This window comes from Actinoallomurus rhizosphaericola (assembly GCF_024055675.1).
GTDB lineage: Bacteria > Actinomycetota > Actinomycetes > Streptosporangiales > Streptosporangiaceae > Actinoallomurus > Actinoallomurus soli.
In genome coordinates this window covers 39,087-57,745 of record NZ_JAMXMW010000030.1, presented here as the reverse complement: position 1 = coordinate 57,745, position 18,659 = coordinate 39,087, and the positions used below count along the sequence as shown (strand labels likewise).

Sequence of the window (18,659 nt, the reverse complement as noted above, 5' to 3'; positions counted from 1 at the left end):
AAACCGCCGCCCCGGCGAACAGCTGACCAGACCTCTCAGACAGACCAGGACACGGTCCACTGCCTCACCCTTCCAAGATCATCCCAATGTCGGTTTTGGGCTTGCTTGGGCTGGACCTCGTATTCGTTGGACTGGGTTGCCTGGGCTTCACCTGGTCTATGCGCCCGCGTGCAGATGGGCGGCCCACAGTGAGGGGGTGGCGGGGAATTTGGCGCGTATGGACCGGACGGCGTGGTGCAGGGCGTGGGCTGCCTGGCCCAACTCGATGATGGGGCCGTGCGCGGTGCTGGTCGTGAGGGCGGTGTAGAAGGCTTTGGTGATCTGGGCGGCGATGGTGTCGTTGATGGCCCACAGGGTGCCGATGACGTGGGGGTATCCGGCGAGTTGGAATGCTGAGGTCAGATGGATTGCCTCGTCGATGAGCTCGGTGTTGGTGGTCAGGGCGGTTTCGCAGGCGGACAGGTAGGCGAGTTGCGCGTGGTCGAGGCGGACGGGGGCGAGGGCGGCGACGGTGAGCGGGGCGGTGTGGTGGTCGTGCAGGAGCAGACGGCTACGGGAGGGGTCTTCGGGGTCGTTGACGCCGTGGCAGGCGAAGTGCGCGATCGAGCAGGCCGGCAGCAGGTCCAAAACGTTGGCCTTGGTCGGCAAAGTGGTCGCGGCGACTGCGCCGGTAGCGGTCTGGGGCGGGGTGCCGGAGGAGCCGAGGTCGGGTTCGATAAGGGTGGCCGAGCCGGGCAGACGGGTGGCGAGCATGCGGGCCTCCTCCGGCACGTAGTCCAAGCGGCCGGGGACGCCGGGTGTGGTGGGCATCGCGACGATCAGCGCTCGCCCTGCGACGGCCGGGCCGGCGGTGGAGAAGTGTCGGCGGGCGTGGCGCAGGGCGCTGATGGTGGGGGTGTAGGAGGAGATGACCCGGTCCATCACGGCGCGGGCGGCGGGATCGGGCGTGGTGGTGTGGTGGCCGGCGGCGTGCAGGGGCAGCAGGCCCAGTAGTCCCCCGGGAGCCCACCACACCCTCCGCCAGGATTGGTGCGGTGCTGGCGGGTGGTGGTGGCCCAGCGCGTCCAGGACGGGGCCGGCGGCGTTATCCCATAGCCACCCCAGGACCTGATTCAACTGCAGTTGTGCCGCTTGGCGGTCCTGTGAGGTGCGCCCGTGGCCGGTGGCGTGCAGAGCTCGGTGGAAGGTGTTGATCTGGTCGATCAGCGTGTCGATCGGCAGGCCGGGCAGGGGCAGGTGGGTGATGCCGTCCTGGGTGAGTAGAAGAGCGTCGCTGCGGTAGCGGCTCACGTTGAACGCCACAATCGGGCCGTGGCTGGCCTGGGCCAGGAGTTCGCTGGTGGCAGGGGGCAGGGCGAAGGAGGCGAACCCCTCCAGGGCCCGGATCCGGGTCAGCAGGCCGGTGAATTCCTCGGCCAACTGCCGCCGGTCATTCGCTGCACGGTCAGACCCCGTACCGGCACCGGTACCGCCGATGGCTGGGGCGAGAGCGGGGGCGTCGGAGACCTGATCGAGCAGGTCACGCAATTGGGTGAAGCGTGCGGCCAGGTTGGGATGGTGTTCGGTGAGATCGCTCAGATCGCCGCGGGTGTGCAACGCCTGGCTGAGCAGCACCGCACGGCCGGCCTCCAGCAGCCGCAGCGCCACTGCTGCGCGCTGGGATGCGGGTGTAGTGGGATCGTTCAGTGCCAGCGCGGCGGCGTCCGCGGCCAGCCCGGCGAACCTGCCGATCGCATGCTGCTGGTCACCACGCTCCAGCCGACGCGGGGCCACTTCGGGCAGTAGCCATACCGCGCGTTCCAGCAGCTTGGCCGCCCGACCGGGTTCGGATCGTGCAGACAACGCCGCAGCCGCACGTGCCGCACGTATACGCAATGACGGCGGCGCCGAATCAACCTCAGCTGCGAGCGAATGAGCGGACAACGCCGCCTCTAGATCGTCCTGCGCGCCTGTCCGCTCAAACCGGCTCCGCAGCGCGTTCCCCAGGTTGTTCAGGCGCCTCGCCCGGTTGGGGTGGTCGGTGGGGGTGGCGGCCACCGCCTCCTGCCCGACCTGGATCGCGGCATCCAGGTCCGCTAGTGCTTCCGTCCGCTCGAACCGGACCTGCAGCGCACCCCCCAGGCCATTCAGGTACATCGCGCGGTTGGGGTGGTCGGTGGGGGTAGCGGCCACCGCCTCGCGAAAGGAGTCGATCGCGGTGTCCAAGTCCGCTAGCGCCCCCGTCCGCTCAAACCGGCGCTTCAGCGCACCCCCCAGGCCATTCAGGTGCGCCGCGCGGTCGGGGTGGTCGGTGGGGGTAGCGGCCACCGCCTCGCGAAAGGAGTCGATCGCGGCCTCCAGGTCCGCTAGCGCCCCCATCCGCGCAAACCGGACCTGCAGCGCACCTCCCAGGTTGCTCAGGTGCACCGCGCGACCGGGGTGGTCGGTGGGGGTGGCGGCCACCGCCTCCTGCCCGACCTGGATCGCGGCCTCCAGGTCCGCTAGCGCCCCCGTCCGCTCAAACCGGACCCCCAGCGCGTTCCCCAGGTTGTTCAGGCGTCCGGCCCGGTTGGGGTGGTCGGTGGGGGTAGCGGCCACGGCTTCGCGAAAGGTGTCGATCGCGGTGTCCAGATCCGCTAGCGCCCCCGCCCGCTCAAACCGGGCCCGCAGCAGGGCCCCCAGGTTGCTCAGGTGCGCCGCGCGGTCGGGGTGGTCGGTGGGGGTGGCGGCCACCGCCTCCTGCCCGACCTGGATCGCGGCCTCCAGGTCCGCTAGCGCCCCCGTCCGCTCAAACCGAACCCCCAGCCCGAACCCTAGGTTGCTCAGGTACATCGCCCGGTCGGGGTGGTCGGTGGGGGTAGCGGCAAGAATGCGTTGCCACAGTTCTACGCTGGCCGAAAGCAGAACTTGATCAGCGCGGCCGAGCGTCGACTGGAGCGCCGCGGCGATGGGGGCGGCTCGGTCGGCGAGGAGAGCCAGGAGCGGCGCGGGTAGCTGCTCAGGTTCAACGCCGGCGGCGAAGCAATGGGTGAGCAGATCAACTGCGGCGTGCAGATCGTGCTGGTCTTGGCCTTCGGGAAGTGCCTGGTAGCGGTACCAGTGGAGCCAGCCGAGCAGATATCGAGACTGCAGGTCACTATCGTTCTCTGAGAGCAGGCTGGTGAGCCTGTGCGCGTCTTGGACGGCCTCGGGTTCCAGAACCGGTGTCGGGTCCTGGGATTCCTCGACCCGGGCCAACCGGGCCGCCACCGCGGCCTGCAGCGCAGCACGCGGTTCACGGGCGTGTTCCTGTTCTGCCTCCACATGCCTCTCCCCGTGCCCGCCGGGCCGACCCGGCGCCCTTTCCGCCTCCGGTGAGGCTAGTCACCCCATTGCCGATCCTGGGGCGTGTTGCCGGGGATAAGGTCACGATGGCCGCACGTGGCCGAATCGCTGCCCGGCGAAGGGCCTCACAATGCCGGTTCGCCTGAACGTCACTGGTGCTTGGAGGTCGGATTGACATCACCATCACGAGCCGCTCGAACCGCAACCGGCCTGGGATATGTGTGCCGGCACCTGGAGGAGCTACGCGCCATACTCGGCGATGACGGCACCGACCCGTCCTCCCCGTTGCAGCGACTCCTGACAGCACTCGCCTCCCCGCATGGGCAACCCCGCCAGGAGGCCCTCCAGCAGATCGCTGAACTGCTGGAGGAGGTTCACTCGGCCGTTCAAGGTGCCGGTGACCCACTCGGGGTCTACGGGTACGGCCAAGGCCGCGGTGGCGAGCCGACCGGGCTGGAAAGCCTGGAAATCGTCTACCGGTGCCCGATGGGATGGTGCGCGGGACGGCCCAGCAGCGAGGTGACCGAAACCCGGCCGACCTGCTCGGTCAGCCCAGACCACCGCCAACTCGTCCGAGAACGGCTGCCCTGACATGGGCGGACTACTGAGCGAGCTCGGAAAGAAACTCGCCGAACGGTGGCTGTCACTGCTCGTGCTACCCGGGGTGCTATATCTGGCCGTGGCCGCCGCCGCCCGCACCCTCGGGTGGCGCCACGCCCTGGACATCGGCCTGCTCACCCGGCAGATCACCGCTCACGCCAAGACACCCGCCGCGACCAGCACCGGCGGGCAGGTCATGCTGCTGGCCACCATCGTGATCGCAGCCGCCGCAGCCGGCGTCGCCGCCCAAGCGGCCGGCGCCTTCCTCGAACGCCTCATCCTGGCCGCACGATGGCTCACCTGGCCGGCTCCCGCACCCGCCCTGATCGGCTGGTGGGTCCGCCACCGACGTCAACGCTGGGACGAAGCAGACCGCATCCACCACGCCCAGTACCAGCTGGCCCTGGCTCCCGACCCCGCCGACCGTCCCGACCCCGCGATCCGGCACACCGCCGCCGGCATCCGGGCACGCATCGCGGTCGAGCGGCCAGAACGACCCACCTGGAGCGGAGACCGGATCCAGGCCGCCGCACTACGCCTGGACCGCGACCACCACCTCGACCTGGCCACCTGCTGGCCCTACCTGGAACTCACCCTCCCCGACACCGTACGCACCCAGATCACCGACGCCCGCACCGCGCTCAGCCGCGCCACCACCCTGGCCGGCTGGGCGATGCTCTACGCGCCGCTGACCTGGTGGTGGTGGCCCGCCATCCCCCTGACCACCATCATCGCGGCCAGCGCCCGCCACCGCATCCGCACCTGCGCCGACACCTACGCCCGCCTCATCGAGACCGCCACCCGCCTGCACACCCCCGCGCTCGCGACCCAGCTTGGCATCGACCACACCGGACCCCTCACCCCCGAACTCGGCGCCGCCCTCACCCGACATCTACGCACCCAACTCCCACCCCCCACCACCCCGACCGACACCAACTGAACCGCCATCACCAGGCCGGTCCACCGGACAGCTACCTCACGGCGACGTCTCCACGCCGGGCCGACCGGGAATCCGGGGCGTTTTTTGGGCCCCCGGAACGGCTGAACAAGGAGATCCGCCGACGCACCGATGTGGTCGGGATCTTCCCCGACCGGGCAGCGATCATCCGGCTGGTCGGCGCGGTCCTGATGGAACAAACCGACGAATGGACCGAAGCCCGCCGCTACATGGGCCTGGAATTCCTCGCCAAAGCCCGCCTACGACTCGTGGGTGGCGAAACACCGGACGAGAACCCGGCTCCGCAGGCGATCACCGCTTAACCTGCAGAAACAGGATCACGCGAAGGCCGACTCATACACCACCCGCGTGGACGTGACCCGATCCTTGCCGCCCGAGCGCGAGTGCTGGGCGAAGATCCCCCCGACACGTTGACCTCGCGGATCACCCTGGCGATCGCACTTCGAGCGGCGGGTGATCTGAGGCGGGCGGTCCCGCTGTTCGAGGTGGCCCTGGCGGACTGCGTGCGGGTGCTGGGCAATGATCATCCGATCACCAGGACACTCCACAGCCACCTGAAGTCGGTGGCCGGGCGATAGGCGTGACTCGATCTACCGCAAGAAGATCGAGTCAGTTGTGCCCGCTCAGTTCGTCCGGATCGCTGGTAATTCGGAAAACGCCCGGACGAATCTCCTGAGACTGCTCGCGAACCCGCTCGGCGATACCGGATGGCCACACCGTATCCGCGTCCCATATCACATTGGACAGTGCCTCCTCTTCCTGCAGGGCTAGTTGCGACATATCGACGCCGGATACATCGATGTGGGCTAACTCAAGATAGGCGATGACGTCAGATACGCTATGAAGGTTCTCCCGGAGTTTCTGGCCAAGGGAGCGGAAGGAATCGCAGGCGCGCTCGAATGAGCTGCCGAGGGGGTAAGGTTCACGAGCGATCCTGTTGGCGCCCTCGCTGATTATTGCCATGGCGAGAGCGCGGCCGAGGACGCGGCCGACGTCACCATCGAGTGCACGGCTGAGATCATTGTCGATGTCACCGGCGAGCCTATGGGCGCGGCTCAGAGCGCGTTCGAGGCCGAAGGCGTGCTCGCGGACGACGATGATGTCGATGGCACGGTCGAAGTCGGCATCAAGGGCGGTGCGAATGTGCTGGGCGAGCTCATGGCCGCGGGCCAGAGGGCTGACCAGGCGACGGATGTTGGTGAACGCGTAGAGGAGCTTAGCGGCGCTCGAGGCGTCGATGCCGGCAGTGCGGAGGGTGCGAGTGTCGATGGCCCTAGCAGTACGCTCGAAGCAGTTCTCGAGGAACATGGCGCTGGCAAGGACGGTATCGAGACCGTCGGTGAGCTCGTGGGCGCGGCTGCGAGCGTAGGTAAAGATGGAGTCAGGACGGTCCATGTATCGATCTTAGGATAACGAGTCGGCCACCTGCCCTGCCGGGAATGCAGGTCCGACTGAGCTTTCGTAGACGGCGTAGTCGGCGCACAAGCCTTCTCCCGCCGTTTACTGTGCTGCATGTGACCGAGGCAATACAGTACGAGTACATGCGGGTCGCTGACGTCGTCGCCGCCCAGATCACCGAGGGGACGCTGCAGCCGGGCGTTCGGCTGCCCGGCGAGCGGGAGATGGCCGCCGCGCATGGAGTGGCGCTAGGGACAGCGCGTCGAGCTCTACGAGAGCTACGCGACCGCGGACTGGTGAAAACGTTGCCGGCGAAAGGCACCTACGTCACGGCGACCGCTGAACCAGCGCGCTGATCGGGCGGGGATGGGCTGTTAGCGTCAGCGGCGTGCTTGGCCACGGAGCAGGGCCGCCCTCGGACGACCGAGATTCGACGGTCTTGCCAGCGCTGATCGTCCTGCGGGGGAACTCAGGGGCAGGCAAGACGAGCGTCGCCCATGCGGTGCGGGCGGCTTATGGCCGCGGTCTGGCGATCGTCAGCCAGGACGTGATACGGCGCCAGATACTGCGCGAGCATGATGTGCCCGGCGGGGTGAACATCGGGCTGATCGACACGATCACCCGCCATGCGCTCGGAGCCGGCTATCACGTGATCCTCGAAGGGATCCTGGCCGCCGAGCGCTACGGGCCCATGCTGCAGGAGCTGCGACGCGACCACCCGCGCAGCGCCTGGTACTACCTGGACGTCTCCTGGCCAGAGACACTCCGCCGGCACGCAGGACGGCCGCAGCGAGCAGACTTCGGGGCCGAGCAGATGCGGGACTGGTACCGGCCGCTGGACCTGCTGCCCGACCGGTGCGAGACGGTGATCGCCGAGACCAGCACTCTTGAGGTCACGGTCCGGCAGATCATGCGCGAAGCGAGCCTGACGCCGTCCTACGCCACACCGCCCGACGACGGCCCCGCAGAATCCCGCGAATAGGGGGACGCTCGCGGAAACGGCCCCCCTTTGTGGCGGCTAAGGACTGCGCGGCTGCGCCTCATGCCTCGATGAACACGAGCTCCTCCGGCGGATGGGTGAGCCGCACGGTCTGGCCGGTCACCTCGACGACCGTGTCGAATCCCGTGGCGTGGGTGTCGGGGATGATGATGAGCCGGTCACCGCGGCTGGCGAGGAAGTTCGTGAAGCCGTCGAGAGACATGCTCCCCGCACCGAGGGCGAGGTAGTCGACGAGGCGGCGGAACAGCTTCGGCAAGATCACGAGCTGGTCGTCCAGGTCGGTGATGCTGGAGATGGTCGCGCCACTCGTCGTCGCGTCCTTCTGCCAGATGCCGGTGCCGGCGGCGCGGGCGGTCTGGGCGGCGCTCATCAGTTCGGCGCGCAGGTCTGGGTACAGCTGGCTGTAGAACGTCGGATATACCAGCCCCTCGGCGAGGAGCTGATGATTCACGCTGCCCTGGAGGATCTCCGTGGTCACGTACACCGAGCTCAAGTCGGCCTGGTCGGATTCCCCCGCGTAGACGAAACAGACCGGCCGGCCGTACTTGTCGGCGAACCGCGTGAGGATGTAGCCCGGCGTCTGGTCCGGGGTAGCGCTGGTGATCGTCTCGCCGTCGCGCTGGATGCCGGTGAAGCCGAGCAGGCCAAGCAGCCGGTCGGCGGCGGCGTGCGCGAGGTCGAGGGGCTGGTGCTGGGTCGTCCCGCTCCGCGGGGTGTAGTGGGTCTCCAGTGCGTCGATGGCGTCCAGGCGCAGCTGCACACTGCCGACGGCGGACAGATGGGCACTCAGGTGCAGCGTGGTGAACGCTTCCTTATCGTCGGGGTAGAAGTGGATGGAGTCCCCGTCGGGCTGGCTGTGCAGGATCTTGAACTGGCCCTTGACCAGACTCAGCGACATCGGTGCCCCCTCTTTCGTCTCGTCACCGCCTCCGGTGACGAGAGGTGCGTCCAGGCTGGACTCTTCTGAGTCAAGCAGGGCACCGTAGTAAACGCCGCTATCTCAGCTGGCGTGCCGTGGCCGGAAACGGTCCAGGATGCCGCGGCGAACATCCGACAGCTTTGGCCGCATCGACGATCGGCCCGCTGCGGCCGCGCGGGCAGTGCCTTAATCGATGAACTGCGGCCCGTGGCATCCTCGACGTCCCAGGGTCGTTGCCACGCCAGCCCTGTGCCCTCGTCCGCCGCGGCGAACAGGCGATCGCCTGCCGCTTGAGGTCGCCCCAGAGGGCGCGACCGCAATTCGAGCCGTGCAGCGGACGCCCTCGGGGTTCCGCTCGAGAACACCTTCGTGAGAGCCAAGACCAAGCGCCTCCGATCGGTGGAGGTGACTCGCTGGGTCGGCCGCGCGGGCCGGAACTACCGCGCGCAGGTGGAGGCCACCTTCGCAGGTGTGTCGGAAGGGTCGTGCGTCAATCGACGTAGCCGGTCGGTTCCGACGAGCCGACCTGCACGCCCCAGGCCTCCTCGGCGATACGAGCCGCCAGCTTGACCTGGGCGACCGCAGGCTCACCCCAGCCCAGCACCTCGGGGGCCTCCGCCAGCGACGTCATCAGCCGGCGGTACGTCCGGCCGCTGGCCGGGTCGGGTTGGCGTTCTTCGAACGCGCCGATCAGCCCGACCATCCGGACCTGCGCGTAGGGCGCGCGGCGTGACCGGTGGACCTCCTGATACCCCAGGTAGACCGCATCGCTGACGACGACCTGGTTCTCTTCGAACGCCTCGCGGACCAGCGTGTCCACCAGGTCGCCGTCGAACGATTCGGGCGTGCCGCCTGGCAGGTTGAACTTCCCCTGATCGTTTTGGATCAAGACGCGGCCGGTCTTCGGGCAGATCAGATACCCATAGACCTGGGTGATCTCCAGCCCTTCAGCGACAGGGGCCTCGTGCCAGAAGTACTTCGCGGCGGCGTCGGGAGTCATTCCCCGCACATTAGCCAGCAGCAGGCCGGGCCGTCCGCTCAACGCACCGTGCGGCAGCAAGCGGCCGAGCCCAGCGCCACTCGACGTTCACAGCGCCGCTCGACGCCGACTCGGCAAGGTCCCGGCCGCCCGACGTCCTGAATTGCCAGACCTACGAGACAGTGGGCAACCAAAAGGATCATCCGCCCGGCAAGCCGCCGCTCACCAAGACCTGCACGCCGGGCGGAACCTGCCGGAAGAACCGTCCTGTCGCTTCGCGTCCCCCCTACACGCCTCCAGTACATCGGCCACCAGCACCATCTGGCATGCGTCTGAGGACCTGCGTCGGCAAATTCGGCTCCCTAACGGCGCCGCGTCCTCCAGCGCCGCCTGGTTTTTTCACCGAGGAGACGGCCGCAGCAGGAGTGGGCTAAGAGGTACTAACAAAAAGATCAGCGGACCAGGCGCCGCCAGCAGATGATGGCGGCGGCCAGGGTCATGAACGCCTCGTGGATGTCATCGCGGATCTCCCAGCGGATACGCAGGCGACGGAACCAGTGCAGCAGGCCGATCGTGCGTTCCACGACGTAGCGGTGGACGCCCAGCCCAGAGCCGTGGGCGGTGCCGCGCCGGGCGATCACGGGTTTGATGCCCTTCTTCCAGACCTTGCGCCGGTATTTGTCGTGGTCGTAGCCGCGGTCGGCGTACAGGCGCTCGGGCCGGCGGCGGGGCCGTCCGACGCGCCCGCGTACCGGTGGGATCGCCTCGATCAGCGGCATGAGCTGGGTGACGTCGTTGCGGTTGCCGCCGGTCAGGCTGAGGGCCAGCGGGATGCCGCCGGCTTCGGTGATGACGTGGTGTTTCGAGCCCGTCCGTGCGCGGTCGACCGGGCTCGGTCCGGTTTTGGGCCGCCCTTGAGCGCGCGCACGTGCGAGCTGTCGATCACCGCCCGGGACCAGTCCAGCTTCCCGGCGGCGTGCAGTTCGGCCAGCAGCACCTGGTGCAGGCGATCCCACACCCCAGCCTCGTGCCATTCGGCCAGGCGGCGCCAGCAGGTCATCCCCGACCCGAACCCCAGCTCCTGGGGCAAGAACTCCCACGCGATCCCGGTATGCAGCACGAACAAGATCCCGCACAGCACCTTGCGGTCATCCAGCCGCTTGCGGCCCGGGTGGCGGGTACGCCGCTCCACCTTCGGCAACAACGGCTCGATCCGCTCCCACAGGCTGTCCCGCACGATCCACGGCGGCTGCTCGCCCTTCCTCACGGAAGATGATCAAAGCTGTCCAGCAGCAGCCGTGGGACCGAAGTGATCATTTTGTTAGGACCTCTAAGGGCGCCAAGAGCCGCCCTCGTGCGGACGTCCTCGGGTGTCAGTGGGCTCGCTCGTACTCTTCGACGACCGTCGCCGGAATACGACCGCGTTTGCTGACCTCGATCCCATGAGCCTTCGCCCACGCGCGGATGTCCGCGCTGCGCTGGCGGCTGGAGGCGGCACGGCCTCGAGGACGCCGGACACCACCGCCACCGGCCCGCCGCCCGTTCTCCATGAACGGCGACAGGCGATCACGCAGTATTCCCGCGTTCTCGGCGCTGAGGTCGATCTCGTAGACGATTCCGTCGATAGCGAATGAGACCGTTTCTTCCGCTTCACTGCCATCCAGATCGTCGATAAGTCGTTTAAAGACCTGCTCGGCCATGCTCATTCCCTCCTTGCACGGGTTTCCGTTAATGATTGTAGCCAATGTAGTAGCGCAGGTTGTATCCGGGGCGTGGATAAGAACCACCGATCATACTTCGGAGGCGCGACCCCACTTGCGCACTGTACGCGATCAGAGTAACTCAGCAACTAAAGCAAGAGTGACGACTTCCCGGTTCAAGGCCACACCATAGAAGAAGAGGTAACCGATGCCTGGGAACAGGAGTCAGTGCGACTGGCGATTTCCCGGCGTCGGAGCGACGGTCTATTCGTGCGCCATTGCAGGTAGCGGATGGCGCTCCACGAAACCTTCGCCAGCAAAGGAACCGATCAACGATGGCCGTCACGAACTCCTCAAGCCCTGAGCCAGAACCGGAGCACCCCTCGTCCCGGGACAGCGTCCGCAAGCCCGGCAATGGCGACCGGTCCGAACGAAAGACCCTGCCACCGGCCGCTACGACGATATGGCGGCGCAAGTGGATCCCCTTGAGTGGCCGGGTGACGCCTCGACAGCCCGGCGTGCTGTGCTGGCGACGCACGTTCGCCGGCATCCCACAGCAGGTGAGCGCCGCACGCCGGTTCACTCACTCGCTGCTCGCCGATACGTCCGCAGCCGACGATGCGGCCTGGGTGACCGGGGAGCTGGCCACCAACGCGATCAAGTACTCACGCTCAGGCAGCGAAGGCGGGGTGTTCACCGTGGAGGTCCTACGGTGGCGCCATCGCGTCCAGATCCAGGTCACCGACGCCGGAGGCGACAACGAACCCATCCTGCCCACCACCGCCCCATCCGCTCTCTTTACCGAGCGCCGGCTCCTACGCGAAGGCAGACGCGGCCTCTACGGCATCGGTGCCCTAGCGCACGAGTTCGGCACCTACCAGCACACCGACGGCAGCCGTGTCATCTGGGTCCGCCTCAAGACCGACCCAGCCGCCGTCATCGGAGCCGACCAATGAACGCCGCTCCATTCGGCCCCCACCCCGCCGGTGACTACCCCGACGACACCCCTGAGGGAACGTGCCCTGTCTGTTGCGAGCCGACCGGACCGGGATCGGAGTCGGAGCTGGCTCGACTCCTGCGGGAGATACCGGCGTTCGGGTTCCTGTTCGACGGCCGCCAATGGTGGGGCGTTTACGGATCCCTGGTCATCGTGTGCGCCAGCGACCTAGAACTACTCCGCGAACGCTTCCCCGAAGCCGTACGGACGGCTCTTCACGACGCCTGCCGCAACCGGCATGGCCGTCACTAGGGGCTCGACGGAGAAGCGCACGAGTGTCTGGTGCCGTCGCTATAGGACGTGCGCTGAGGTATCCCGTTCCGCGGTGTGGCTGGGCCGCGATTCTAGAACTGCTCGGTACACGGCATGGGTACCGCCGGACGCGCTGTCTATCGCGTCCGGCGGTGGCTCAAATCCGGTCGACGGGCCCGTCGAACATGGGTCTTACGCTCATTACGTGGTCGAGATGAAAGAAGGTCCCCCCCGCCAGGCCTCGCAGCTGGTGGCCGAGCGCCGAATTGCCGAAGCTAACGACCCATCAGCGACATCCGGGAGTGCCCGGCGTAGAAGGTGCGCGCCAGTCCCTGGCCTTACGGGAATATCGGGACTCTTCAGGACAAGAGCCGCTTGGGCGGAACTCCAGCTGACTCAATCTGCACTGAGGGTCCAAGCGCGAACCTTCACGCCGTAGCCTGAGATTGTCGACACCCCAGGAGGTGCAGGGCTTATGCCCGAATCTAAGGTGGACTCAGTCGGGGCAGACCTCACTTTCGGCGAGCGCGTCAAGCTGCTGCGGAGCCGGCGCGGCCTGACCCGAGAGGTGCTGGGGGCTCTCATCGGGAAGTCCGGAAGCTGGGTCAAGGCCATCGAGACTGGACGTCTGCAACAGCCGAAACTCCCCGTCCTGCTACGGCTGGCGGAGGCACTTCGTGTCCGAGACATCGCAGAGCTGACAGGCGATCAGTCCATGCCTGTCCACCAGTTCGCCGGTCCGGGGCATCCCGCTCTGCCTGCTGTCCGTGACGCCCTTAACGCCTTGGTCCTTCCTGATGCACCTCCTCCCCCGCTCAATCATTTGCGGGCTCGCATCGATGCTGCCTGGCGGGCCCGTCATGCAGCGCCCGACCATCGAACCGTTCTCGGACGCCTACTCCCCGACCTGATCAAGGACACCCAACATGCCGTGAGGCTCTATGAAAGTGATGATCGGCGGCGAGCTTGGGCGATGCTCGCGGATGTTTACAACCTGGCGCAGTTCTTCCTTGCCTACCAACCTGCTGCAGATTTGCTCTGGCGCGTCGCGGAGCGAGCGATGGTGGCCGCGCAGGAAGCTGACGCCCCAGGCGCGATCGGCGGCGCAGCATGGCTTCTCGTTGAGGCACACCGGGACGCCGGCGACTTCGAGATCGCCGAAGGTGTCAATCAACAGGCCCTAGATCTGATTCGCCCCTACATGGGCAATGCTGATCACCACCTCCGCGCTAGGTGGGGAGCGCTGCTGTTCGCGTACGCCTACACGGCCGCACGGGCGGGCGAGAACGGTACGGCGTGGCGTATGTGGGATGAGGCGAACGACGTCGCGCAGCGACTGCCCTGGGACTACTACGACCCGATGACGTCGTTCAGCCGCGCCGTCATGGGCGCCCACGCGGTCACTACGGCAGTTGAACTGCGCCAGGGCGGCGAGAGCAGGCAGCAGGCGCGCCGCGCCGCGCACCTGATGATCCCGTCTCAGCCCAGGCGGGGCCGGCACCTCATTGAGGTCGCGCGTGCATATCACCTCAACAATGACAAACGGAGTGCGCTCGGGAGCCTGAACGAAGCTTACGTTGCCGCGCCAGAGACCATTCGCTACAACGGCCACGCACGCCGCATCCTGCTCGAGTTCACGACCGAAGGGCCACGAGAACTCCGACGCGAGGCCAACGACCTCGCGGACCGGGTCGGCCTCTTGGTCTAAACATAGGGGTACGAACTGTGCCCCTCGGCTCTGACCGGCTGTCATACCGTCGCTGCCGCAACGGATTGTCGTTGACCGAACACGGCAGGCGGATAGGACACCATGGGTCAAAGACGAGCTCCAGCACGCACGGCAATTACACAGGGCCGTCCGGCCCCGCGCATATATCACCTGCGCCAGCCGAATGTCGCTCGGATGTACGACTACCTCCTCGGCGGCAAGAACCACATCCTGGTCGATCGAGAGGCCGTGCAGGAAGCCATCAGGCGAGTACCCAACCTGCGCCTGATGGCCAGGGAGAACCGGAGATTTCTTAAACGGGCAGTCCGATACGCCCAGAATCTTGGGGTTCAGCAGTTCGTTGACATCGGCGCAGGGTTCCCCACCCGGGACAACACCCACGAGGTCGTGCAGCAACGAGACCCAAGCGCCCGCGTGGTGTACGTCGACAATGATCCGGTCGTCGTGGCGCACGGCCGCGCCTTACTGGCGGAGAACGCGGACACGGCCGTCGTCCAGGCAGACCTTCGCGATCCGGACGCCGTCATCGGCCACCCCGGACTGAGCGCGATGATCGACTGGACCAAGCCGGTCGGCGTCATCCTGGTCGCGGTCCTGCATTTCATCCCCGACAGCGAGGACCCTCACGGCATCGTCACGAGGTTCCGTTCGGTGATGGCACCGGGCAGCTGCCTGGTACTGAGCCACGCGAAGCGGAATGCGGAGACGACGCATGCGGCCGAGGTGTGGCAGCAGGCGAACGCACCGGGCGTACCCCGCACGGTGAAGGACATCGCGCGATTCTTCAGCGGCTTCCAACTCGTGCACCCCGGTCTGGTTCCGGTGTCGAAGTGGAGACACGACTCGCAGCGGGCCCAGCAGATCCCCTTCCTCGGCGGCGTCGGCCTAAAGCATCCGGAGGCGTCCCATGGCTGATCCTCAGCGCGTAGGCGACTACGTCACTCTGCTGTCCGCAGCACTGTCCCGACGAGGCCTGGAGGTCAGGGTCACCGGCGACCGTGTGACGGCGACCAACGAGGACGTGAACCTTTCCCAGGGCGTCCTGCTTCGAGAGGTCGACGGCGAGCTGATGTGGTGCTGGCTGTGGGTCGGCCCGCGTCCCGTCATACGCGGCGCGCCCAGACCGGAGCCGGACGTCGAGCCGTTCTCCCCCGCCGATGGGATCGAGTATGCGGCGCTGCGAATAGCGAACGTCGTGGCCGGCCGTGTCGAGGGGGCGGCCGATGTGTGAGGAGCCGATGGCGGCGGTGGTCGCGCAGGTGCAGCGTCGTCTGCCCGGCTGGGTCATCGTACGGGCGCCGTATCACGGCGGTCTGAGCGCGTTCGGGGCGTGCACGCGTCAGACCACGGTCATCGACGCGTCTGACCCGGACACTCTCGTCGCCTTGTGTCGCGCCGCCGAACTCGCCGCCGCATCCAGTGCTCGCACCGCCGCCCCTTGAACGTGGGTGCGCAGCTCAGGCAGTCGACGCCCGATCTTCCCCCCGGGGGCGTCGCCAGGAACCGGGCTGCGCACCCACCACCCATCGAGCCCATCACCGACCTCTCTAGAAAGCTGCCTGTGAAACAGCGACTCCTGCGGTGGCTACCCCAGCCCGCCCCGGCCCCGCTCCCGCGCCCTACGGTGGCCTGGCGCGGATACGGCCAGGCTCTGGCGTTCTTCGCCTTGCTGTTCGGTGTCTACGCGTCGAATGCGGTCCTGCACTGGGCCGCCCAGGGTGACGTGCTGCGAGGCTGGGCGGTACGCGCCGATGACTGGTTCATGCCCGGCCTGTGGGCAACGCTGACAGCTCTAGCCCTCTGGCTCATCGCGACCGGCGTCTGGTACGGCCCGATCTGGGCGATCGGGCTATCTTGCACCGCTACCGGCGAGGCCCTGGTCACGTGGGGCCGGATGACCGGGCTGCGCTCGCTGTATGACGTGCTGGCCACGATCACCGCTGTCTTGATAGCGGTCACGCTCGCCCGCCAGCACGGCCTCACCCTGACCGGCTTCGGGCTCACCCGTCCTCGTGGAGGCCGCAGTACGCGCCGTCAGGCCATCGTTGTGTTCTACGGCGGCATCATCGGCTGTCTGGCCGCCTCCCTGACGGCGACCGTCAGCGCCGTGCTGAAGCTTGCCGGGCTGACCAGCCCGATCGAGCAATACGACAGCGCCTCCGCGCTGGCCATCCACATCATCGCCGCAGGGGTGTGCGAAGAACTGCTGATGGCGGTCGTGGTGGTGGCGTTGACGGCGGCCAGGCGACCGGCGTGGGAGCTGTACGCCCTCAGCATGCTGATGCGGATGAGCTATCACGTGTACTACTACCAGGCGGCGGCTGCGGCGCTCCTGATCATGGGCGCCATCAATGTCTGGTTGTACCGGCGGACCGGCCGCCTGACCCCGATCATCGTCTCCCACATCGTGTGGGACCTGTGGGGCTGGTCCCTCGGCGGCGGCGCCGTCTGGGCGATCGGCAGCACCGTGACGGTCCTGCTCGTGCCCGTGCTGATTTACCACGTCTGGGCCTGGAGATCCGCACCGGACACCGAACACGCCTATGCTTCGGCGGTGGCCCGATGATGCCCCCGGCCCCCGGTCACCGCGCCGGCCACAAGCGGCTCGGGCGCGGGCCCGGCGACGACGCGGCCAGCGCTGCCACAGGCCGCTCGGCGTCGACCAGCAACTATCTCAGCGACGCGACCGCGGGCGCAGTGGTGCAGGCCCGCAGCATCCGTGACATCCACCTGCACCTGCGGTCCGCTGTCCGCGTCACCCCACGCCAGCTCCCCCGCGGCCCCCGGCTGCTGGTCGACCGCAATGACGAGCGCAAGGCCCTCGACGACGCGCCGGCCGATGCGGTGATTCTGCTCGCCGGTCCGGGTGGTGCCGGGAAGACGGCCCTTGCGCTGTCCTGGCTCCATCACAACGCCGGCCGCTATTCAGACGGTCAGCTCTTCGCCGACCTGCGCGCCTACTCCAGCGGCGGCCCTACGCCACCGGAACGGGTGCTCGGGGAATGGTTGCGTGCCCTCGGCGTCGCGCCTGAGCGAATCCCGGCTTGCCTGGACGAACGCTCGGCTTTGTTCCGCTCGCTCACCGCCGGGAACCGATTCGCGGTTCTGGCCGACAACGCCGCCTCCACCACCCAGGTCATGCCGCTGCTGCCGGGACCCGGCTGCCTGATGGTCGTGACGGCCCGCCGCCTGCTCGGCGGCCTGCTGGTCAACGGCGCCCGCCCTCTGACGTTGGGACCGCTCGACGAGCCGGCCTGCCTGGAACTGCTCGATTCACTGATCGGTCCTGAACGACGCGGCGCCCAAACCGCCGCTGCTCGCACGCTGGTACACGCCTGCGGCCGGCTGCCCCTGGCCGTCTGCCTCACCGGCGCAACCCTCGCCACCCACCCTGACTGGCCGATCGCCCGCCTGGCGCACGGCTTCACACTTCCCGCATTCGACACCGACGACGGAGCCATGACCGAGATCTTCGACAGCGCCTACAACGCCCTGCCCGATGATGAAACACGCCGCCTGTACCGGCTGCTGAGCCACCACCCCGGCCCCGACATCACGCCCGAGGCCGCCGCCATCCTCGCCGAAACGACCGTTGAGGCCGTGATCCCCCGGCTGGAACAACTCGCCCAAGCCAACCTCATTAACGAGACGCGCGGCCGTTTCTCCTTCCACGACCTGGCACACGATCACGCCTACACCGCGCGAAAGTACGAAGCCGGCGATGATGCGGCCGGGGCGTTCGTCCGCTGCGCCTACTGGTACCTGCGCACGGCGGCCGCCGCCCAGAAGGTGCTGATCCCCGGCCGCTGGTACCTCGGACGGGTCTTCACCGAAGCACCCGCCATCCAGCTCACCGACAAAACCGCACTGGAGTGGCTCGCGGCCGAACGCCTCAACCTGCTGGCCATCGCCAACGCCGCCCACCAGCGCGGCCTGCACACGCTCGCCTGGCAGATCGCCGAAGCGTGCTGGGGGCTGTTCGTCCGCCGCCGTTACTACGACACCTGGATCACCCTGTACGAAATCGGCCTCAAAGCCGCTCGGGCGGCCGGGGACCTCGAAGCACAAGCCCGGATGCTGCAAGGCCAAGCCAGCGCCTACCTCGCCATGCGCTGCTACGACAACGCAGAAGCTCTCGCCACCCAAGCTCTGGGCCTCGCCGTCGACAGCAGCCACCGCCATGCCGAAGCGACCTCACTGGAACTGATCGGCCTGGCCGAACTCGGCTGGGGCGATCACGCCGACGCCCACGAGCATTTCGACGCCGCCCGCGAGATCTACCTCGACCTCGACGATGAACGCGGGGCCATGCTCATGACCCGCCACGAGGCCGAAGCCGACCTGGCAGCCAAGAACTACGGCCGGGCGGTCGAGCTGCTGACCGAGGCTGAGGCGTGGTGCGAGGTCCGGCCGGAGGAAAGCTACCTGCGATCACGCTGCCTGGTTCGGCTCGGGCGCGCCCACCGTCTCCTCGGCCACCACCAAGCCGCGCTGGACGCCCTGGAGAGGGCCCTAGAAGTCAGCCGGGCTATCGAGGCCCACCAGCAGCAGGCCGAAGTGCTCGTGGAGTTCGCCGACCTCGCGCATGACATGAGCAAGACCGATCTCGAACAGCGGCACTTGCGCGAGGCCCACGCCATCTACGCGGAGCTGGGGGCCCCGGAGGCAGCGATGGTCGCCGACCGGCTCTTCCAGGAGACCGAATGAGGCGCTCCCCTCAGAACGATGGCATGACCGCTGGCGCTTGCTCGCAGTACTCGTCCCGCCCGAGTTCGCATGGCTGGCCGGCCAATGGGAGTTGGTGGCCAGAGCCCGCACCATCGT

At 67.6% G+C, this 18,659-nt stretch carries 16 protein-coding genes and 2 pseudogenes; 12 read left to right on the top strand and 6 right to left on the bottom strand.

What is annotated here, in order from left to right; genetic code table 11:
* Positions 1-156 precede the first annotated feature (156 nt).
* Positions 157-3,282, bottom strand: a complete 3,126-nt coding sequence (locus NE234_RS41210; protein WP_252786600.1) for a CHAT domain-containing tetratricopeptide repeat protein — start codon at positions 3,280-3,282, stop codon at positions 157-159.
* Positions 3,283-3,895: 613 nt separating this feature from the next.
* On the opposite strand from NE234_RS41210, the gene NE234_RS41205 reads away from it, so the two are divergent.
* The 3 genes and pseudogenes from NE234_RS41205 (at position 3,896) to NE234_RS46195 (ending at position 5,439) form a co-directional block, all read left to right on the top strand.
* Positions 3,896-4,843 carry a hypothetical protein gene (locus NE234_RS41205; protein ID WP_252786599.1) on the top strand — a complete coding sequence of 316 codons (948 nt, stop codon included), beginning with the start codon at positions 3,896-3,898 and terminating at the stop codon, positions 4,841-4,843.
* A gap of 89 nt (positions 4,844-4,932) precedes the next feature.
* Positions 4,933-5,163 (top strand): annotated as a pseudogene (locus NE234_RS41200) (transposase); the annotation flags it as partial.
* An 81-nt stretch (positions 5,164-5,244) separates the two neighbouring features.
* Positions 5,245-5,439, top strand: a complete 195-nt coding sequence (locus NE234_RS46195) for a tetratricopeptide repeat protein (RefSeq protein WP_406567137.1) — start codon at positions 5,245-5,247, stop codon at positions 5,437-5,439.
* Between the two features lie 31 nt (positions 5,440-5,470).
* Here the strand turns inward: NE234_RS46195 and NE234_RS41195 are convergent, their stop codons facing one another.
* Positions 5,471-6,256 (bottom strand): hypothetical protein, encoded by a 786-nt coding sequence (locus NE234_RS41195; protein ID WP_252786598.1) that lies wholly within the window; start codon positions 6,254-6,256, stop codon positions 5,471-5,473.
* Between the two features lie 119 nt (positions 6,257-6,375).
* Here NE234_RS41195 and NE234_RS41190 point away from each other — a divergent pair, with 119 nt between their 5' ends.
* Together NE234_RS41190 and NE234_RS41185 are read left to right on the top strand one after the other, a co-directional pair.
* Positions 6,376-6,615, top strand: a complete 240-nt coding sequence (locus NE234_RS41190; RefSeq protein ID WP_308206997.1) for a winged helix-turn-helix domain-containing protein — start codon at positions 6,376-6,378, stop codon at positions 6,613-6,615.
* 83 nt (positions 6,616-6,698) lie between these two features.
* Positions 6,699-7,241, top strand: coding sequence for a kinase (locus NE234_RS41185; protein WP_252786597.1), 543 nt, complete (start codon positions 6,699-6,701; stop codon positions 7,239-7,241).
* Between the two features lie 58 nt (positions 7,242-7,299).
* Here NE234_RS41185 and NE234_RS41180 read toward each other — a convergent pair whose 3' ends face one another.
* From NE234_RS41180 to NE234_RS41165, 4 genes and pseudogenes are all read right to left on the bottom strand, one after another.
* The gene (locus NE234_RS41180) at positions 7,300-8,157 is read right to left on the bottom strand and encodes a thermonuclease family protein (RefSeq protein ID WP_252786596.1); all 858 of its coding nucleotides are present in this window, start codon (positions 8,155-8,157) and stop codon (positions 7,300-7,302) included.
* A gap of 511 nt (positions 8,158-8,668) precedes the next feature.
* Positions 8,669-9,178 carry an NUDIX domain-containing protein gene (locus NE234_RS41175; RefSeq protein ID WP_252786595.1) on the bottom strand — a complete coding sequence of 170 codons (510 nt, stop codon included), beginning with the start codon at positions 9,176-9,178 and terminating at the stop codon, positions 8,669-8,671.
* Positions 9,179-9,609: 431 nt separating this feature from the next.
* Positions 9,610-10,349 (bottom strand): annotated as a pseudogene (locus NE234_RS41170) (IS5 family transposase).
* A 181-nt stretch (positions 10,350-10,530) separates the two neighbouring features.
* Positions 10,531-10,857 (bottom strand): histone-like nucleoid-structuring protein Lsr2, encoded by a 327-nt coding sequence (locus tag NE234_RS41165; protein ID WP_252786594.1) that lies wholly within the window; start codon positions 10,855-10,857, stop codon positions 10,531-10,533.
* Between the two features lie 335 nt (positions 10,858-11,192).
* On the opposite strand from NE234_RS41165, the gene NE234_RS41160 reads away from it, so the two are divergent.
* The 7 genes from NE234_RS41160 (at position 11,193) to NE234_RS41130 (ending at position 18,542) form a co-directional block, all read left to right on the top strand.
* Entirely contained in the window at positions 11,193-11,813 is a 621-nt protein-coding gene (locus NE234_RS41160; RefSeq protein WP_252786593.1) for an ATP-binding protein, read from the top strand.
* 768 nt (positions 11,814-12,581) lie between these two features.
* Positions 12,582-13,814 (top strand): helix-turn-helix domain-containing protein, encoded by a 1,233-nt coding sequence (locus NE234_RS41155; protein ID WP_252786592.1) that lies wholly within the window; start codon positions 12,582-12,584, stop codon positions 13,812-13,814.
* Between the two features lie 135 nt (positions 13,815-13,949).
* Positions 13,950-14,750: an SAM-dependent methyltransferase gene (locus NE234_RS41150; RefSeq protein WP_406567139.1), complete on the top strand. Its 801-nt coding sequence runs from the start codon at positions 13,950-13,952 to the stop codon at positions 14,748-14,750.
* Positions 14,743-15,066 carry a hypothetical protein gene (locus NE234_RS41145; protein WP_252786590.1) on the top strand — a complete coding sequence of 108 codons (324 nt, stop codon included), beginning with the start codon at positions 14,743-14,745 and terminating at the stop codon, positions 15,064-15,066. The genes NE234_RS41150 and NE234_RS41145 overlap by 8 nt, the downstream gene beginning before the upstream one ends.
* 7 nt (positions 15,067-15,073) lie before the next feature.
* On the top strand, positions 15,074-15,277 hold the full coding sequence (locus tag NE234_RS41140; RefSeq protein ID WP_252786589.1) for a hypothetical protein: 204 nt from the start codon (positions 15,074-15,076) through the stop codon (positions 15,275-15,277).
* A gap of 182 nt (positions 15,278-15,459) precedes the next feature.
* Positions 15,460-16,401 carry a CPBP family intramembrane glutamic endopeptidase gene (locus tag NE234_RS41135; RefSeq protein WP_252786588.1) on the top strand — a complete coding sequence of 314 codons (942 nt, stop codon included), beginning with the start codon at positions 15,460-15,462 and terminating at the stop codon, positions 16,399-16,401.
* Positions 16,398-18,542 carry a tetratricopeptide repeat protein gene (locus tag NE234_RS41130; RefSeq protein ID WP_252786587.1) on the top strand — a complete coding sequence of 715 codons (2,145 nt, stop codon included), beginning with the start codon at positions 16,398-16,400 and terminating at the stop codon, positions 18,540-18,542. Before NE234_RS41135 ends, NE234_RS41130 begins: the two co-directional genes overlap by 4 nt.
* The last annotated feature ends 117 nt before the right edge of the window (positions 18,543-18,659 follow it).